Source organism: Leeuwenhoekiella sp. A2 (genome assembly GCF_047946655.1).
Lineage (GTDB): Bacteria > Bacteroidota > Bacteroidia > Flavobacteriales > Flavobacteriaceae > Leeuwenhoekiella.
Genome location: NZ_CP172311.1, coordinates 4,089,417 through 4,105,145, shown reverse-complemented (window position 1 = coordinate 4,105,145; position 15,729 = coordinate 4,089,417). Strand labels below are relative to the sequence as shown.

Sequence of the window (15,729 nt, the reverse complement as noted above, 5' to 3'; positions counted from 1 at the left end):
AAAGAAAAAATCATGAATACAAATAATACAGGAATTGGCGAAGCCATAAATAGAGTAGACGGTCGATTAAAGGTGACGGGAATGGCTAAGTATTGCACCGAGTTCCATGTTGATAATATGGTCTATGCCCAGGGGCTGAGCAGTACGATCTCAGCGGGGCGAATTACCGGAGTAGGTACCAGTGAGGCCGAAAAACAACCCGGTGTGCTTAAAATTATTACGTACCAAAATGCTGATAAACTAAAGACTTTTAGTGAAGAGATGCCGGTGCCAAGTACTGATGGTCTGTCACCTGTGTTGCAGACGCCTAAGATTCACTATTTTGGTGAGTTTATAGGGGCTGTAGTTGCAGAAACTTTTGAGCAGGCTCAGTATGCTGCCAGACTGGTAAAATTTAGTTATGAAGAAGATGAACCCAAATCTATTTTTGACAAGCACGAAAAGGATGCGTATAAACCGGAAAATATAAATTCAGGGGCAAAAACAGATACGAGTTGGGGAGATGTTGAGCAAGGCCTGGCAGACTCTGCGGTTACTATAGAAGCAGAATATAACACACCTATTGAGCATCACCATCCTATGGAACTGCATGCGATAATAGCTTCTTGGGAAAATGGAGAGGTAAAGGCATATTTATCTACACAAATGGTAGATAATGCAGTAACCACAATTGCAGAAACCTTTATGATACCAAAGGATAATGTTAGAGTGATTACACCTTATATTGGTGGTGGTTTTGGTTCAAAATTACAAGCTCGTGAGCATGCAACTTTGGGGATACTCGCTTCAAAAATGGTGGGTCGCCCGGTTCAACTTACCGTTACCAGACAAGGAATGTTCACACATGTGGGTTATCGTCAGCACAACAGACAGTATATGAGACTGGGTGCAGATAAGGATGGTAAATTGCTTGCGCTTTCTCATCAAACTGTCGCACAAACTTCTACTTATGAAGAATTTCAGGAGCAATCAGGATCAATTTCAAGAACTTTATATGGCCCGCCTAATTCTTTGGTAACACACAGATTAATGACGCTTAATTTACCCTCACCACGGTGGATGCGGGCACCTGGAGAAGCTCCTGGAAGTTTTGCTTTAGAATCGGCTATGGACGAGTTGGCGTATGCCCTAAAAATGGATCCGGTTGAGTTTCGTATAAAAAATGATACCCAAAAAGATCTAAGTACAGACAAACCGTATTCTTCAAGATTACTTATAGAATGTTTAAAAATAGGAGCAGAGCGCTTTGGCTGGAAAGATAAATGGAAGCAGGAACCCAGAAGTAATCGCAACGGTAATTGGCTGGTAGGTTATGGTATGGCCGCTTCATCCCGTAAATCACCTTACAGCAAAACAAATGCAAAAGTTATACTTGATCGTGATGGTGATACAATTCATGCCACAGTAGAACTTGATGGTACAGATATAGGTACAGGAAGTTATACGATTGTAGCGCAAACAGCCGCTGAATATCTTGATATTCCGGTTGAGCAGGTGACGGTTAATCTTGGTGATTCTAAATATCCGGTGACTCCTGGTTCAGGTGGTTCATGGGGCGCGGCTTGTTATACAAATGCAACTTACGCGGCTTGTACGGCTGCGAAAGACAAGCTTCGTGAAAATACATCTTTGGGTGAAGATGCTTCTACAGCAGAATTGATGAAGGCCAAGAACGTAAATTCATTAACCGCAGCCGGTGTTGCAGAACCATCTTCAGAATTTGAGGATCATTCAGTTTATTCATTTGGCGCCAACTTTGCCGAAGTTTGGGTTGATGAAGATACAGGAATGGTTCGCTTGAAAAAATATATTAATACGGCTTCCGCCGGAAAAATATTAAATCCCAAAACAGCTTATTCGCAGGTAATTGGCGGAATAACCTGGGGATTGGGAATGGCACTTACAGAACATAGTATTGTAGAGCCTAATTATGGCAATTTTATTACCAGAACACTTGCAGATTATCATGTGCCAGTGAACCTTGATCTAGCAGATATTGAAGTAATCTTTATTCCGGAAGAAGATAAGATCGCAAATCCGTTAGGAGTAAAAGGTATAGGTGAACTGGGAATAACAAGTGTGGGTGCTGCGATCGCAAATGCCGTATTTAACGCTACCGGAAAACGAGTACGGGACTTGCCAATAACACCTGAAAAATTGACAAAAATGAAAGTACAAACCGCTTAAGTATAGTACTTGCGCTGAATTTATTTCAGGGTAACTTTTATACTTACAATGAAGATATTAAAGTAATGGGACGAGAAGCTGATAATACTTTAGCATGACTCGTTTCAAAATTTGAGTTTAATTAAAAAGAAAGATTATGATACAGGAAAAAGTAAATTTAAAGTATAAAATAGGAGGCGATCTTGAAGTAAACCGATTGGGTTATGGAGGAATGCAACTTACCGGAGAAGGAGTTTGGGGCGATGTAGAAAACCGCGAAAATGCGATAAAAATCCTCCAAAAAGCAGTAGAAAGTGGGGTGAATTTTATCGATACAGCAGACTCTTATGGACCTTTTACTAATGAAGAATTGATACAGGATGCTTTATATCCCTACAAGCAAGATCTGGTTATAGCAACAAAGGCCGGACTTGAACGACCTGGGCCAAACCAGTGGGAACCCAATGGTCATCCTGATCACATAAGAGAACGCATTGACGGAAGTTTAAAGCGTTTAAAAATTGGTCAGATTGATCTGTGGCAATTACACCGTATAGATCCTAATGTAGATGTTGAGGAAACACTGCAACCGGTCATTCATGCGGTAGCTGCGGGCAAAATAAAATACGTAGGTCTGTCTGAAGTTACAGTTGATCAAATCAAAAAAGTTCAGGAAATTTTGCCAATCGTTTCAGTGCAGAATCAGTATAACCTTGGCGATCGCCAAGGGGAAGATGTATTAGATTATACTGCTGCAAACGGATTAGCCTTTATTCCTTGGTTTCCTTTAGCTTCAGGACCTGATAAAATGAAGGAAAAGATCAAATCGATAGCCGAAAAGCATGACGCAACTATTGCTCAAATTGCTTTGGCTTGGTTATTAAAACGGTCTGATAATATTCTGCTAATTCCGGGAACAAAATCACTGGATCATTTGGCAAGTAATATTAAAGCTACAGAGATCGAACTAACAGATGAGGAATTTGAAACCTTATCTAAGCAGTAGATTTTTAACTTTAAAACGCGAAAAACCGGGTATTTTACCCGGTTTTTTTATGATTTCATAGAAAGTTGGATTTGCCTTGCCTCTAGCTGTTCGATTGTTAATATTAGGACAAATGATTAGTAACATATATTTAGTAATTTATGGTATTAATATACAATGGATAATTAAGAGAAATTCCCTTTATTATTAAAATGCTCCCAAATGCAAAAGTTGAATTAAAAAAAAATGATATAAAAAAAGTATTTTTTGTGAAACAAATTTTAATACTCAGTTGAATTTGGATTTCATCCGACAAAGCATGTGGACAAGTTATTATTCCGGACGAGACTAGAGAGGTTGAAGTGATAGGATCTACTTTTGGGATGAGTTTGAACAAGGTTTCGAATAAAATTTTCTACAATTTCTCTGTTGAATCAGAAATCTAAAATCAAAATGCACAATAGGATTTCAAGCAACTCCTAATGATATAGAAGATTTATATAATTTTTTCCTTTCCAAATTTGATACTCTAACGAAATCTAACATTATTTTAGGTTCTAAAAAATTTTAGTTATTGATGAAGAAAATGGACTTTCTTTTGGTGAATATGGAGGATGTCATTTTATCCTAGATAGTAAGAAGGAGCTAAAGATTTTATTTGGAAAATATTAGCTCAGAAACATCGTCGATTTTGAGATTTTTATTTGTGACATATGTACCTGGAAACTTATTTGGAAGATTACAATATCCATTAAAAAAAATTTAATCTATAACATATGATTATTTATCTTTTCCATAGTTTTCCTCGTAAATAGGTTTAAAATCATATGTAGGATAGAATTCCGTATCAAAAGCACTCCAGGCACCATGCTCTATGGAAAGGTTTAGTTTGCGCAGGTCTGCTGCCGGAATCCTTACTGTTACAACCTGACCAATGCCCATCATCACATACCACGAAACTACCTTTGCACTTTTAGGCGGGAAATTCTCCCAGAATTTAGTTTTCTCTAAATTTTTCTGAATAGAATCCAGGCTTTTATCCTGTTGATGTTTCAGAAAGATGGTGATCATAATACTGTCGTTCTTCACTTCAGTTTGAGCTTTCGCCGAAAAGGCAAATAAAATAAATGCGGCAAGAAGTAGTAATTTTTTCATGGTAGATAATTTGATGTTAGAATCTGATAATTGAAAATTAAAAAGGCTGGTTTAAAAGAGAAACGTCATTCCGAATTTATTTCGGAATCTCACTATATTTGATGGAAACCTGAAAACACACTTCGACAAGCTCAGTATGACAGTTCAGGTTGACGAATATCTACTTTAAACAGCCTTTATTTTTAATTTTGAGGAAAGACCCTCTCTATAAACTAAGCTTCTGTAAGCACTTGTTTTTCAGTTGGTGCATCTTGATGAATCAGCCTTTCAGCTTTCAATTCCTGCCAGAAATCAGCAGGAATTTTAGTTTTCATAGAAGCCAGATTTTCTTTCACTTGTTGCGGAGTATGCATACCGGGAACGATGGCTGTCGCCACATCAGGAAATGAGGCAAATTGTAAAGCGGCTGTTCTTAGATCTACATTATGAGCAGCGGCGATTTTTCTTAATTTTTCCCGTTTTTCTTGTGCAAAATCCGGAATTTTAGGTCCGTAATTATAACGGTCGCTGCCGGAAAGATAACCCGCGTTGAGGTTAGATCCCATTACCAGAGAAGCCCCATGCTTGCGAATTGCAGGAAATATTTCTTCAATCGCATTCTCATGATCCATTAAAGAATATTGGGCAGCAAACAGGAAGATATCAGGATCTGCAACATCTAGTGCTTTCATTATAGGTTCAGGCGTATTTACACCTAATCCCCAACCTTTAATAATGCCTTCTTCCCGCATTTTAGTAAGCTCAGGAAAAGCTCCTTTTTTAGCTACTTCAAAATGTTCTAGCCATTCACCTTCTTTAAAAAGCGGGTTATCTGAAGACAGATCATGAACGTATGCAATGTCAAGACTATCTATTCCTAATCGTTGCAAACTATCTTCAATAGAACGACGAATTCCGGAAGCCGAATAATCAAAAGTTACCGAGTTAGGTGATGGTGAAAATGGGAAAGGCCCTTTCTCTGTCACCACATTTTTTGAAGCTTTTAAAAGCTTACCTACTTTAGAAGAAATCACATATTCTTTACGTGGTTTATTATGTAGAAAATAGCCGTAGCGTCTTTCTGAAAGTCCGAGACCATACCAGGGCGCCACGTCATAATAACGTACGCCTTCATCCCAGGCGGTTTTTAAAGTTGCATGAGCTTCTTCATCTGTTACGGGTTCAAACTCGTTTCCTAGTGAAACGCCGCCCATACCAAAGTCATGCGGTAATTGATAGTGTTTTTTATTTTCGTTTGAATTCATAGTATAATTTTTGGATTCTTAATATCATAAAGTTATGAAGCAGATCACTCTCATGCAGAACTTTAATATTTCGTTTTGACCGTTTTATGGCAATATTATAAGAAGCAGCGGTTATGAACCTGTAAACATTGATTAGCTTTATATAAACCTTAAAAAGAAAGATGATGAAGTACAAAAAAATAGGAAATACCAGCGAAGAAGTATCTGCAATGGGATTGGGATGTATGGGTATGAGCCATGCATATGGAGAACCCAATGACAAAGAATCGATCGCTACTTTACATAAAGCAATGGAATTAGGAGTGACCTTTTGGGACACTGCAGATATTTATGGAAAAGGTAAAAATGAAGAACTTATTTCTGAAGTATTAAAACCGAATCGGGATAAGATATTTCTGGCGACTAAATTCGGGTTTCAACTTGAAGATCATGGTAATTATACAAAATTTGATGGCTCACCTGCCTATGTAAAGAAAGCGGTAGAAGCCAGCCTGAAACGCTTAAAAACTGATTATATAGATCTGTATTACGCACATCGCATTGATCCAGATGTACCTGTCGAAGATACAGTAGGCGCAATGGCAGATCTCGTAAAAGAGGGGAAAGTTAAGTATATAGGTTTATCTGAAGCTTCTAAAAATTCGATCATTAGGGCACATAATGAGCACCAAATTACTGCTTTGCAAAGTGAGTATTCTTTATTGACTCGCGGAGTAGAAGATGAAATACTGCCGTTGTGCAAAGAGCTTAAAATCTCATTTATTCCTTTTAGTCCGCTAGCACGTGGTTTAGTTACAAACAAACTTGATGTTTCTGAATTAAAAGAGGGTGATTTTAGAAAATCCTTACCGCGATACCAACAGGAATATGCCGAGAATAACAGCAAATTAGCCGCAGGATTTGCAGGTATCGCTGAAGATATTGGTTGCACACCTGCGCAATTGGCAATTGCGTGGGTGCTGCATCAAGGGGAGAATATTATCCCGATTCCCGGAACCAAAAAGAGAAAATACCTTGAGGAGAATGCTGCTGCTGTAGATGTTTCTATTTCTAAAGAAAAACAACAGGAGATTGAAGATCTACTCAAAAAATATCCCAATACAGGTGATCGATATAGCGAGGACAATTATAAACTAGTCGATAAAAATTAAGTTCTAAGTAAAAGCTGGCATTTTCCCCTTGTCAGACTGTTTAAAAAACGGCCGATTTTATAAAGAAATCGGCTTTTTTAATGGAAAAATCGACATATTCTTAAAATTTTAGTTGTGGTAAAAAGCCATTTATCAGGTGCTGGTTTAAAATAGTTTAGAATTACTAGATTTGGTCCTAATCCTGACCATTTTTAATATGAAACCCAAAGATTCTTCTGATAAATCTATAGATCAATGCCCCTTTTTTAGCCGCCGTGATTTTATTAACACCTCATTTCTAGGTACCGCTGGCGTAATGTTGGGTGGTGCAACTGCTCTAACAAGTATTGGGTGTGCAGAAGACCCAGCTTTAAAACCAATAGCTAAAGATTCCTGGAATGGCTATGGTGCTGTGGGCGATTATGCGCAGTCATCTGGAAACACGAGGAAAGTAATGGAAGCTGCTCACAAAGTGCGAGACGGCTTATATGATGCAGATGTTGCGATTAATGAAACAGGGGAAATATATGATATGCTAATAGTAGGCGGCGGTATGAGTGGTCTGGGCGCGGCTCACTATTTTAAGAAGAACGCTACCGCAGAACAAAAATGTCTCATTCTTGAGAATCATCCCATTTTTGGTGGGGAAGCCAAACGGAATGAATTTGTAGTAAATGGAATTCATTTAATAGGGCCGCAGGGATCTAATGATTTTGGCGTGCCACGAAAAGGATCAGGGTCAATGACAGACAAACTTTTTGACGAATTGAATATTCCCAGAGAGTTTGCATTTCAAAAGTGGGATGAAGTTCTAAAGCCATTAAAATTTGGACTTGATAATTATGCGCACATGACCGGTATTGCAGAATCTGCTGTTGATGTGGGTTATTATTTCAATGAAAATAAAACAGAAAAGCCGCAGTGGGTCAACAATATGTGGCGGCAGGATCTGGAGAATTCACCTTACAGTGAAGAAACAAAAGCAGATTTACTTAAATGGAGATATTATAATAATACAGAGAGGAGTGAAGAGTATTTGCGCAAACTGGATGGAATGTCTTACAAAGACTATCTTGAAAAAGAATTGAAATTATCTTCTGAAGCAACAAAACAAGCAGAGCCAATTATTGGCTTAATAAATGGCGCAAGCCCTAATGCGGTTTCGGCTTTTGCCGCTGCACAGGTAGGTATGCCTGCTACCGGAAGATCAAGAGGTAAAGATGCGGCTTCGCCACTTTCGTTTCCAGGAGGGAATAGTGCTTTTGCACGGTATTTTATTAAAGACCTAATTCCTGATTCTATAGGTGGAAGTAACAGCTTTAATGATGTAATTAATAAACAGGTTAATTTTGAGGCGCTGGATAAAGAAGAGAACAAAGTACGCATGCGATTAGGCGCTACTGTTGTTCGCGTTGAGCATATGGGAGATATAGAAGGAGCTGATTATGTACAGATAACTTATGAAAAAGAGGGAAAACCTTATACCGTAAAAGCAAGATCTGTTGTTATGGCTTCCGGAGGGTGGATCAACAAGCATGTTCTACGAGATTTACCTGCAGCTATAAAAGATGCATATAGCGAGTTTAATTACGCTCCCGCCATGATCGCCAATGTTGCATTGACTAACTGGCGATTTATGTATGAAAAAGGAATTACAGCTGCGCAATGGTTTAATGACGGTTTTGGATTTTCCTGCAATATTAGAAAGACGATGGTCATAGGCGATTACAATCCTCCACTTCATCCTGACAAACCTGTAATACTTACTTTTTACATGGGTTGTTATTCACCCGGTTTACCATTGAAAGAGCAGACTGTAAATGCGCGATACAAAATCTTTGGAACCACATTTGAAGAATATGAGAAACAGCTTATTGAGCAAATGACAGAGCAATTTGGTGAATCAGGATTTAACGCAGAAAAGGATATTGCGGGAATAACTTTAAACCGATGGGGACATGCTAGACTAGCTCAACCACCAGGTTTTTATTATGGTAAAGATGGAAAACCCTCGCCTCGTGAAATTGTAGCAGCGGGTTATGGGCGCATTGCAATTGGGCATTCAGAATTAAATGGTCACCAAAACTGGACGGGCGGGATAAGTCAAGGATATCGAGCAGCAGAACAAGCCTTAGCATTATATAAAAAAAGAATCCTGTAACAAATTGCTACAGGATTCTTCATTCAGACTAATCATTACTTCTTATATAGCTTCTTCATTTAGCCTGTTTTCTGCCATTTCATTTAGATCTTCGTCGGCTTTATATTCTTCGTCAAGAGTTTTCACAAGAATCTTAACTACTTTATCATGACCAAGTTCTTTTGCATAACGAATTACGGTACCGTATCCTGAAATCTCATAATGTTCTACCCGTTGAGCTTCAGCAATAAGACCGGCATCCTTCACATCGTCATCAGCATCTTCTTTAATAAAATCTTCAGCTTCTTTAATCAAGCCTTTCATAGCTTTGCATTCCTCTCCGGTAGGCTTTATGCCTATTTCATCACACACTTCTTCAAGTCTTTTTTTGTGAGTTTTAGTTTCTTCCAGATGGTCTTCAAAGGCTTTCTTTAGTTTCTTGTCTTTTGCAGTTTTTGCCATTTTAGGGAGTGCCTCTATAAGTTGAGTTTCTGCACTGTATAAGTCTTTTAACTGATGTTCAAATAAATCTTGTAAGGTTTTCATGTCGTAATTTTTTTATTTGTTGTTATAACTCTAAGTTATGCATACATTTCAGATATTTCTGTTAAACATATAATAAGCATTTGCTAAAGTTCTCCTCTTTAAATTTTGTTTTTAAAGGCTATTTTTTAAAATTTCTTTGTTTTAGTATTAATTTCTAATTGCCATTCCTGCCCTGTAGCAGCAAGGTATTCAGAACGGTTCCATATTTCAAGAGCTGTTCTGCCTGTGGTGTTACGGCTCACTAGATATGTTTCGTCCTCGGGCATAGAAAGATATTTAAAGCCACAATTTTTTAGTAGTGAGAGAATTCCCTGGTGATTAGGTGCCCACCAGTTAGTAGGGTCGCCAGCTAATTTATTCGGTATAAATGCCATAGAAGGCCATGCTCCTGATGTCATAATTTCTCTTTTATGAAAGGGAACATCGTCGGGAACAACCATCTCTTCTGAACCAGGAAGGGACAAGGTCTGGAAAACCATTAAATTCTTCGCTCTTTGCGAAATAATGTCTAACGCCAGGAGAGGATAACGCAGATGGTAGAACACACCCATAAACCAGATAAGATCAAATTCATCTGATGAGTGAGCGAGATCATAAATTTGCTGTTGCTTAAAAGTTATACGATCCTCAAGATCAAACATAGAGGCTACCCATTTCGCCTGTTTTAAATAATGCTCGTCAAGGTCTATGGCAGTAACATGAGCGCCGCGTTTTGCAAGTTCTATACTGTAAAAACCGGCATTACAGCCTATGTCAAGAACCTTCCATCCATTTAGGTCTTCAGGAATATGATCTTTTATTTTATTCCATTTAAATGAAGGGAAATCTCCTAAAAAATGATCAGGAGCGGTTTGATGACCCTCAGGTAAGTGAATATTGTGAAACCACGGAGATAAAGCCTGTATTCTTTCTTGTGTATCCACGTTTTATGATTTTTCTGAAAGTTGCATGACCTGATGTAAATATTTTTCGAGTTCGTAAGCCCTTACCGTAGAACTGTGCTGATTAAGGATGTGTTGCCTCGCATTTTTACCAATTTGTTTGCGGTCTTGTTCTGAAATTGAGTTAAAGTAATCAAGAACTTCCTGTGTAGAATCTGCGAGAAGAATTTCTGAATCCGGGTCAAAAAAAGTTTGAATTCCATCCCATTTATCTGAAATAACGGGAACTGCACATGCAGCTGCTTCAAAAAGTCTTACACTAGGCGAGTAACCAGCTTTAACCATATCTGCACGGGTAATATTGAGAGCATATTTTTGTGAGTTGTAAAATTTGCGGTGCTCAATGGGAGGAAGATGTTGTATACGTTCTACGTTAGTAGACCACTTAATATCATTAGGATATTGAGGTCCCGCAACTACAAATTTTCCTTCTTTATAAATAGAAGCCGTTTTATTTAATAATTTTTCTACAGCAGGTTGTCGATCTGGACTGTAAGTACCTAAATATCCCATTTGATAATTGGGTTCTCTGTTCTCAGGATAATAAAGATCTGTATCTACAGAACAGTATAAAGCTCTGGCCATGGGAGATTTAAATTTTTCTTCCAGTTGTGTTAATATGGGGCCTCCAGAAAATGATAAGTAAAGATCATACTGAGGTATTAGTTCAGGATGCAGGTATTCATAATCCTGCTTCTTAAGTTTTGCCAGAGTCACAGGGGTGTCAATATCATAGAAAGCTGTTACACCCTGTGCAACGTGATTAACCCAAGATCCAATTTCAACACCTTGTTGCACGTAAGAACCCACAATTACTACATCTGCAGATGAAACTATATGCTTATAGTTTGTTTTTAGCTCCTCATTAGAGTTATATAAAAAAAGATCACAAAAGGCAGGTTGAGGCATATCTCTGTTTTGAGCATAGTAGGACATATCTTTTTCAAAAAAAGTTATTTTATGACCACGTGCTGCAAGTTGCTTTAAAAGAGATCTGTAAGTTGTTGCGTGACCATTACCCCACGAAGAGGTAATAGAAAGACCTATTATCACAATTTTCATATTTTAGGTTTTGATGGTTGGAGATTGAGTTGAATTACTTCTTCCAGCAATTGGGCTCGGTGAGCGTAGGTATGAATGCCTATAACTTTCTTAAATGCAGCCTGCCCAATTTCTTTTGCCTTTTCTGGAGTAAGATTTTCTATTATTTCTTCTATGTCTTTACCGTCTTTTGCAATGAGTATCTCTTTTTCAGGTGTGAAAAAGGTTTCTATCCCTTTCCAGTAATCTGTAATTATACATGCGCCCGCGCCTGCCGCTTCAAAAACTCTGGTAGCGGGAGAAAATCCATACTTAGCCATGCTATCCCTGCTTATGTTAAGAATAGCAAGCGGGGAGCAGTTAAAGGCGTTATGATCTTTAGTGTATACATGACCTACATAGGAGATATTATCTGGTAATTCTTTATCTGCCCAGCCACTCCCGCCTAGAATAAATTTGTAATCCGGAAGATTTGCTGCAGGTCGTATAAAGAAGGTTTCTACTCTTTTTTCTCTGTCTGGTAATCTATTGCCTAAAAAAGAGAGAGCTCCTTTATAGTGTGCTTGTGGTGAAACAGGAAAATGTGTGTCTATATCTAAAGCATTATATATTGGAATACATTTTTGCGCACCATTTTTAAAATAAGCATCGATTACTGGTCTACCGCCACCATAGGTCAGGATAAGATCATAAAGTGGTATAAGTTTATGAAAAGGATCGTTAGCATGAGTTTCTAATCTATCAAGAGTTGCTGGTGCATCTACATCCCAAAATATAATAAGATTATCATCGCGTTTCATATGTGCGATTTCTTCTTCTAAAAATTCATCAAAAACTCCTACACCACTGGTCTTTATTATAACGTCTGCTTCTTCCTGAGCCTTTCTTAACAGGCCGCGAAGGGTAACCTTATCATCCTCGTAAATGATGACCTTACACCAATGTGGATCGTCAATATCACGATGCTTTTGTCTTTCATATATATCAGGTTCATAAAAAGTCACCCGGTGCCCCATTTTGTGCAATGCTTTTACAATACCACGATAATATGTTGCAGCACCATTCCAATATGCAGAAACTATGCTTGAACCAAAAAAGGCTATTTTAAGATTACTATTTTCCATGATTAATTCTCATTTTATTAACTAATGGCGATTCAATTTGATTTAAAATGGCCTCAAGCTCATCTACTCTGTGAGCACATGTATGTTTATTTAAAATTGTTTGATACCCATTATTAGAAAGGCTTTGCGCGAGTTGTGCACTTTTAAGCACCTCTGCAATTCTATATCCCATATCATTTCCTGACTTGACCATTAAAAAATCAGCTCCAGGCGAAAAAAAGATGTTCTTTATCTTGCCACGGTGAGGATATTAGAGGTATACCGCAAGCCATCGCTTCAAAAGGTCTTATAGTGGGTATACCCGGTAACATTTTCACATAAGGTCTTCTGGGCACATGTACGGTAACTTTATATCTGGCAAAAACTTCTGGTACTTTATAATTAGGGAGCCAGCCGCCATATTCTATGCCTGCATCATCGAGGGCTTTTAATGCTTTTTGCGGATAACGTACTCCAAAGACTTTCGCTTTTATGCCTAATTCTTTTACAGGTTCTATTAAAAACTCATTTAATTCTTCTGTGCGTTCATCGTCTCCCCAATTGCCTATCCATACAAGATCACCTTCTTTATCTTGATTGCGTTCTGGTTTAAATAATTCTGTATCTGCTGCTTCGTGCCAAGTAAATACTTGGGGAAACCATTGCTTACGCTCATAGATTTCTTTTAAAACATTGCCAAAAACAAGAGCCGCATCATAATTATCAAAATTATACTGTGACATACTTTTTATGTTAGACACTGCTCTGTGATGTGTATCATGAAAAAGAAGTTTATAATCATACTTATCTTTTTCAGCGCCTATTTCTGCAATAAGTTCTTTGCTGTTCCACTCATGAACGATTACCACGTCTGCATCGCCCAGCATGGCTTTATAATTAAGTTGCTCTTCCGGATTATAAAATTGCGGGTGCAGCGTTGGGTAATACTGTCTAAATTCGTCAAGTTTGTCTACACCATGATCTTTAATCAGATTTGTAAGACTCCATCCGTTCTCAGGCTCATAGACGTCTACCTCATGATTACGTTTTATTAATTCTTTTACAATGCCGCGTAAGAAATGAGCATTACCATGATTCCAGTCTGAATACAAAGAGTGATAAAAGAGGACGAACTTCATATGCTAACAGTTGATGGTTGTTTTGTTAATAATACTGGGTTAAGCATTTCCCGGTAAAGGTTGTAGTAGTTTTCTGCCATTATTTTAGCGGAATAAAAACCTGCCTTTTTATATGCTTTTTCGGCTAAATCATGCCTAAAATTGGTATTGTTGATTAGAAGCAGGACAATTTGCAATAAGTCTTCTGCATCAAGCGGATCAAAGAAAACAGCATTATCTTGCCAAATCTCCTCCATGGTATCTATGTGGCTGAGTACTAAAGCGCATTCACATTTAGCAGCTTCTAAAACACCTAAACCAAAAGGCTCATACAGAGAAGTACTCACATAAATTGAAGCTTTTTTCATCCATGTTTCTAAACTTGTTTTAGACAAGTTTCCCAGGAAGAACACATTTTTTATCTCGACCGGTTTACCGGTATTGGGATGTACATTCTCACCTGCAACATAAACAGGCCACGGCAGACGAGGTGCGATATGGCATAACAAGTGAAGATTTTTACCTTCGTCCCATATTCGGCCAGAACATAAGATCATATCTTCTTTTTCTAATCGAGAAGAGGAATGTAAATCGCAGCCGTTGTAAATAGTTTGTGTTTCTACATTAAGCTCTATCTGCTCTACGATTTCTTTACGAAAGGAATTAGAAGGGAAAATGGCGATATTTGCCTGTTTTAAGGCGATTTTCTTATGCTTTAGGTAAATTTTAAATTCCTGTGGCGGATTTTCTCCTTTTACAGCTCTAAACCAGCTTTCTACACAGGAGTGATAAACTGTAATTACAGGGCAAGTATTTCTGGTCTTAAATTTTGTAAAATTGTTTAGATGAATAATATGAGGCTGAACCGTTTGATAGATAGCTGTTAACCATTTTTCTGATTTCTCAACATCGCGCCAGGGATCCTGCATCCATTCTAATTTGAAATCGCTTTTGTACAAAATGGTGTTGGGAATTTTACTAATTGTTCTCTCCTGATCACGAGTAGGCCATCTTCCCAGAGCTGCAAGGTGTATCTCTACATCATAAAGGGCCAAGGCTTTACATAACTGGCAAACATATGACCATACACCCCCCAGTGTGTCTGTTGTCATCAATATTTTTAATCGTTTACCTGCCATAAATCTCATCAATAATTTCTGCGATTTTTATGAATTCCTGCGCCGTTCTCGCATTGTGACCTTTACCATCAAGAAGGTCCTGAGCCCAGACTAAGCCCGCTCTGCCACTCCAGTCATCAGGTTGATTGACTAATGTTTGTGTTGAGGTACCTGTATATTTTTCAGCAATGAAATCATAGAAGGAACCGTTAATATTTTTAAAGCTTGCGGTTCCGTTTGTGCCAAAAAATTCAGCCTTGATAATAGCATCTTTGCCTGCAGAGACATGCCAGGAGCATCGCAGATTTATAGAAGTATGGTTATCGGCAATCAGTTTTACATCTGCAAAATCTTCAACTTGCTCACCTATGTTACTTATTTTCTGACCTCGCGAGTAAAGGTGAGTAGTGCTTACTTCAACTTCAGGAAAATCTAGCGCCCACATTGCCAGATCAATCAGGTGTATGCCCAGATCTATTACGCAGCCGCCTCCTGATTTGTGTATATCATAAAACCACGGCTTGTCTGGCCCGTACGCATTATGAAATATGAGGTTGACTGAAAAAATAGTACCCAGTTCACCAGATTGAATAAGATCATAAACTGCTTTAAAAGCCTTTGTATAGCGATAAGAAAGATCAACAGCAAGTAGTTTATCTGCATTTTTAGCAGCAGTAACAACTTCTTTAACCTCTGCAGCGCTGCGGCCCAGAGGCTTCTGGCAGAATACAGATTTGCCGGCATTAAAAGATTGAATACACTGTGCTGCATGCATTGCACTGGGAGTAGCTATAACCACACCGTCAATTTCAGCTTTACAAACCTCTTCTATAGAAACTGCTTTTCTTGCTTTTGGGGCGGATTTTTGAGCTTCTAGGGCGTTTTTAGCATCGGTTTCAGCGATAATTTCTGCATCTGCTTGCGCATTGTTCAATAATACCTCCATTCTGTTACGGCCTATCCAGCCTACGCCTATAAAGCCAAGTTTTAAATGCTGAACTGAAGATTTATTTAAGGTTTCTAATTGCATAGCTAAATATTT

14 protein-coding genes are annotated in these 15,729 nt (G+C 38.2%); 4 read left to right on the top strand and 10 right to left on the bottom strand.

Annotation, left to right across the window (positions count from 1 at the left end; all coding sequences use genetic code 11):
• The first annotated feature begins 12 nt into the window (after positions 1-12).
• Both ACH3PA_RS17985 and ACH3PA_RS17980 read left to right on the top strand, forming a co-directional pair.
• The gene (locus ACH3PA_RS17985; RefSeq protein ID WP_416442607.1) at positions 13-2,187 is read left to right on the top strand and encodes a xanthine dehydrogenase family protein molybdopterin-binding subunit; all 2,175 of its coding nucleotides are present in this window, start codon (positions 13-15) and stop codon (positions 2,185-2,187) included.
• A 136-nt stretch (positions 2,188-2,323) separates the two neighbouring features.
• Entirely contained in the window at positions 2,324-3,172 is an 849-nt protein-coding gene (locus tag ACH3PA_RS17980; protein ID WP_416442605.1) for an aldo/keto reductase, read from the top strand.
• Positions 3,173-3,931: 759 nt separating this feature from the next.
• On the opposite strand, the gene ACH3PA_RS17975 is transcribed toward ACH3PA_RS17980, so the two are convergent.
• Both ACH3PA_RS17975 and ACH3PA_RS17970 read right to left on the bottom strand, forming a co-directional pair.
• Positions 3,932-4,306, bottom strand: coding sequence for a hypothetical protein (locus tag ACH3PA_RS17975; RefSeq protein WP_416442603.1), 375 nt, complete (start codon positions 4,304-4,306; stop codon positions 3,932-3,934).
• 212 nt (positions 4,307-4,518) lie between these two features.
• On the bottom strand, positions 4,519-5,550 hold the full coding sequence (locus ACH3PA_RS17970) for an aldo/keto reductase (RefSeq protein ID WP_416442601.1): 1,032 nt from the start codon (positions 5,548-5,550) through the stop codon (positions 4,519-4,521).
• A gap of 161 nt (positions 5,551-5,711) precedes the next feature.
• Between ACH3PA_RS17970 and ACH3PA_RS17965 the strand changes: the two genes are divergently transcribed.
• Entirely contained in the window at positions 5,712-6,701 is a 990-nt protein-coding gene (locus ACH3PA_RS17965; RefSeq protein ID WP_416442599.1) for an aldo/keto reductase, read from the top strand.
• A 196-nt stretch (positions 6,702-6,897) separates the two neighbouring features.
• The gene (locus ACH3PA_RS17960; RefSeq protein ID WP_416442597.1) at positions 6,898-8,841 is read left to right on the top strand and encodes an NAD(P)-binding protein; all 1,944 of its coding nucleotides are present in this window, start codon (positions 6,898-6,900) and stop codon (positions 8,839-8,841) included.
• 42 nt (positions 8,842-8,883) lie between these two features.
• On the opposite strand, the gene ACH3PA_RS17955 is transcribed toward ACH3PA_RS17960, so the two are convergent.
• From ACH3PA_RS17955 to ACH3PA_RS17920, 8 genes are all read right to left on the bottom strand, one after another.
• A complete protein-coding gene (locus ACH3PA_RS17955) occupies positions 8,884-9,366 on the bottom strand; it encodes a ferritin-like domain-containing protein (RefSeq protein WP_416442595.1) in 483 nt (160 codons plus the stop codon).
• A 125-nt stretch (positions 9,367-9,491) separates the two neighbouring features.
• The gene (locus ACH3PA_RS17950; RefSeq protein ID WP_416442593.1) at positions 9,492-10,289 is read right to left on the bottom strand and encodes a TIGR04290 family methyltransferase; all 798 of its coding nucleotides are present in this window, start codon (positions 10,287-10,289) and stop codon (positions 9,492-9,494) included.
• 3 nt (positions 10,290-10,292) lie between these two features.
• Positions 10,293-11,369 carry a CgeB family protein gene (locus ACH3PA_RS17945; protein WP_416448300.1) on the bottom strand — a complete coding sequence of 359 codons (1,077 nt, stop codon included), beginning with the start codon at positions 11,367-11,369 and terminating at the stop codon, positions 10,293-10,295.
• Positions 11,366-12,472, bottom strand: a complete 1,107-nt coding sequence (locus ACH3PA_RS17940; protein WP_416442589.1) for a CgeB family protein — start codon at positions 12,470-12,472, stop codon at positions 11,366-11,368. The genes ACH3PA_RS17945 and ACH3PA_RS17940 overlap by 4 nt, the downstream gene beginning before the upstream one ends.
• Positions 12,462-12,644, bottom strand: a complete 183-nt coding sequence (locus ACH3PA_RS17935; RefSeq protein ID WP_416448299.1) for a glycosyltransferase family protein — start codon at positions 12,642-12,644, stop codon at positions 12,462-12,464. The genes ACH3PA_RS17940 and ACH3PA_RS17935 overlap by 11 nt, the downstream gene beginning before the upstream one ends.
• Before the next feature lie 28 nt (positions 12,645-12,672).
• Positions 12,673-13,590, bottom strand: a complete 918-nt coding sequence (locus tag ACH3PA_RS17930; RefSeq protein WP_416448298.1) for a CgeB family protein — start codon at positions 13,588-13,590, stop codon at positions 12,673-12,675.
• Positions 13,587-14,681, bottom strand: coding sequence for a glycosyltransferase (locus tag ACH3PA_RS17925; protein WP_416442584.1), 1,095 nt, complete (start codon positions 14,679-14,681; stop codon positions 13,587-13,589). The genes ACH3PA_RS17930 and ACH3PA_RS17925 overlap by 4 nt, the downstream gene beginning before the upstream one ends.
• Before the next feature lie 16 nt (positions 14,682-14,697).
• Entirely contained in the window at positions 14,698-15,717 is a 1,020-nt protein-coding gene (locus tag ACH3PA_RS17920; RefSeq protein ID WP_416442582.1) for a Gfo/Idh/MocA family protein, read from the bottom strand.
• Positions 15,718-15,729: the final 12 nt, after the last annotated feature.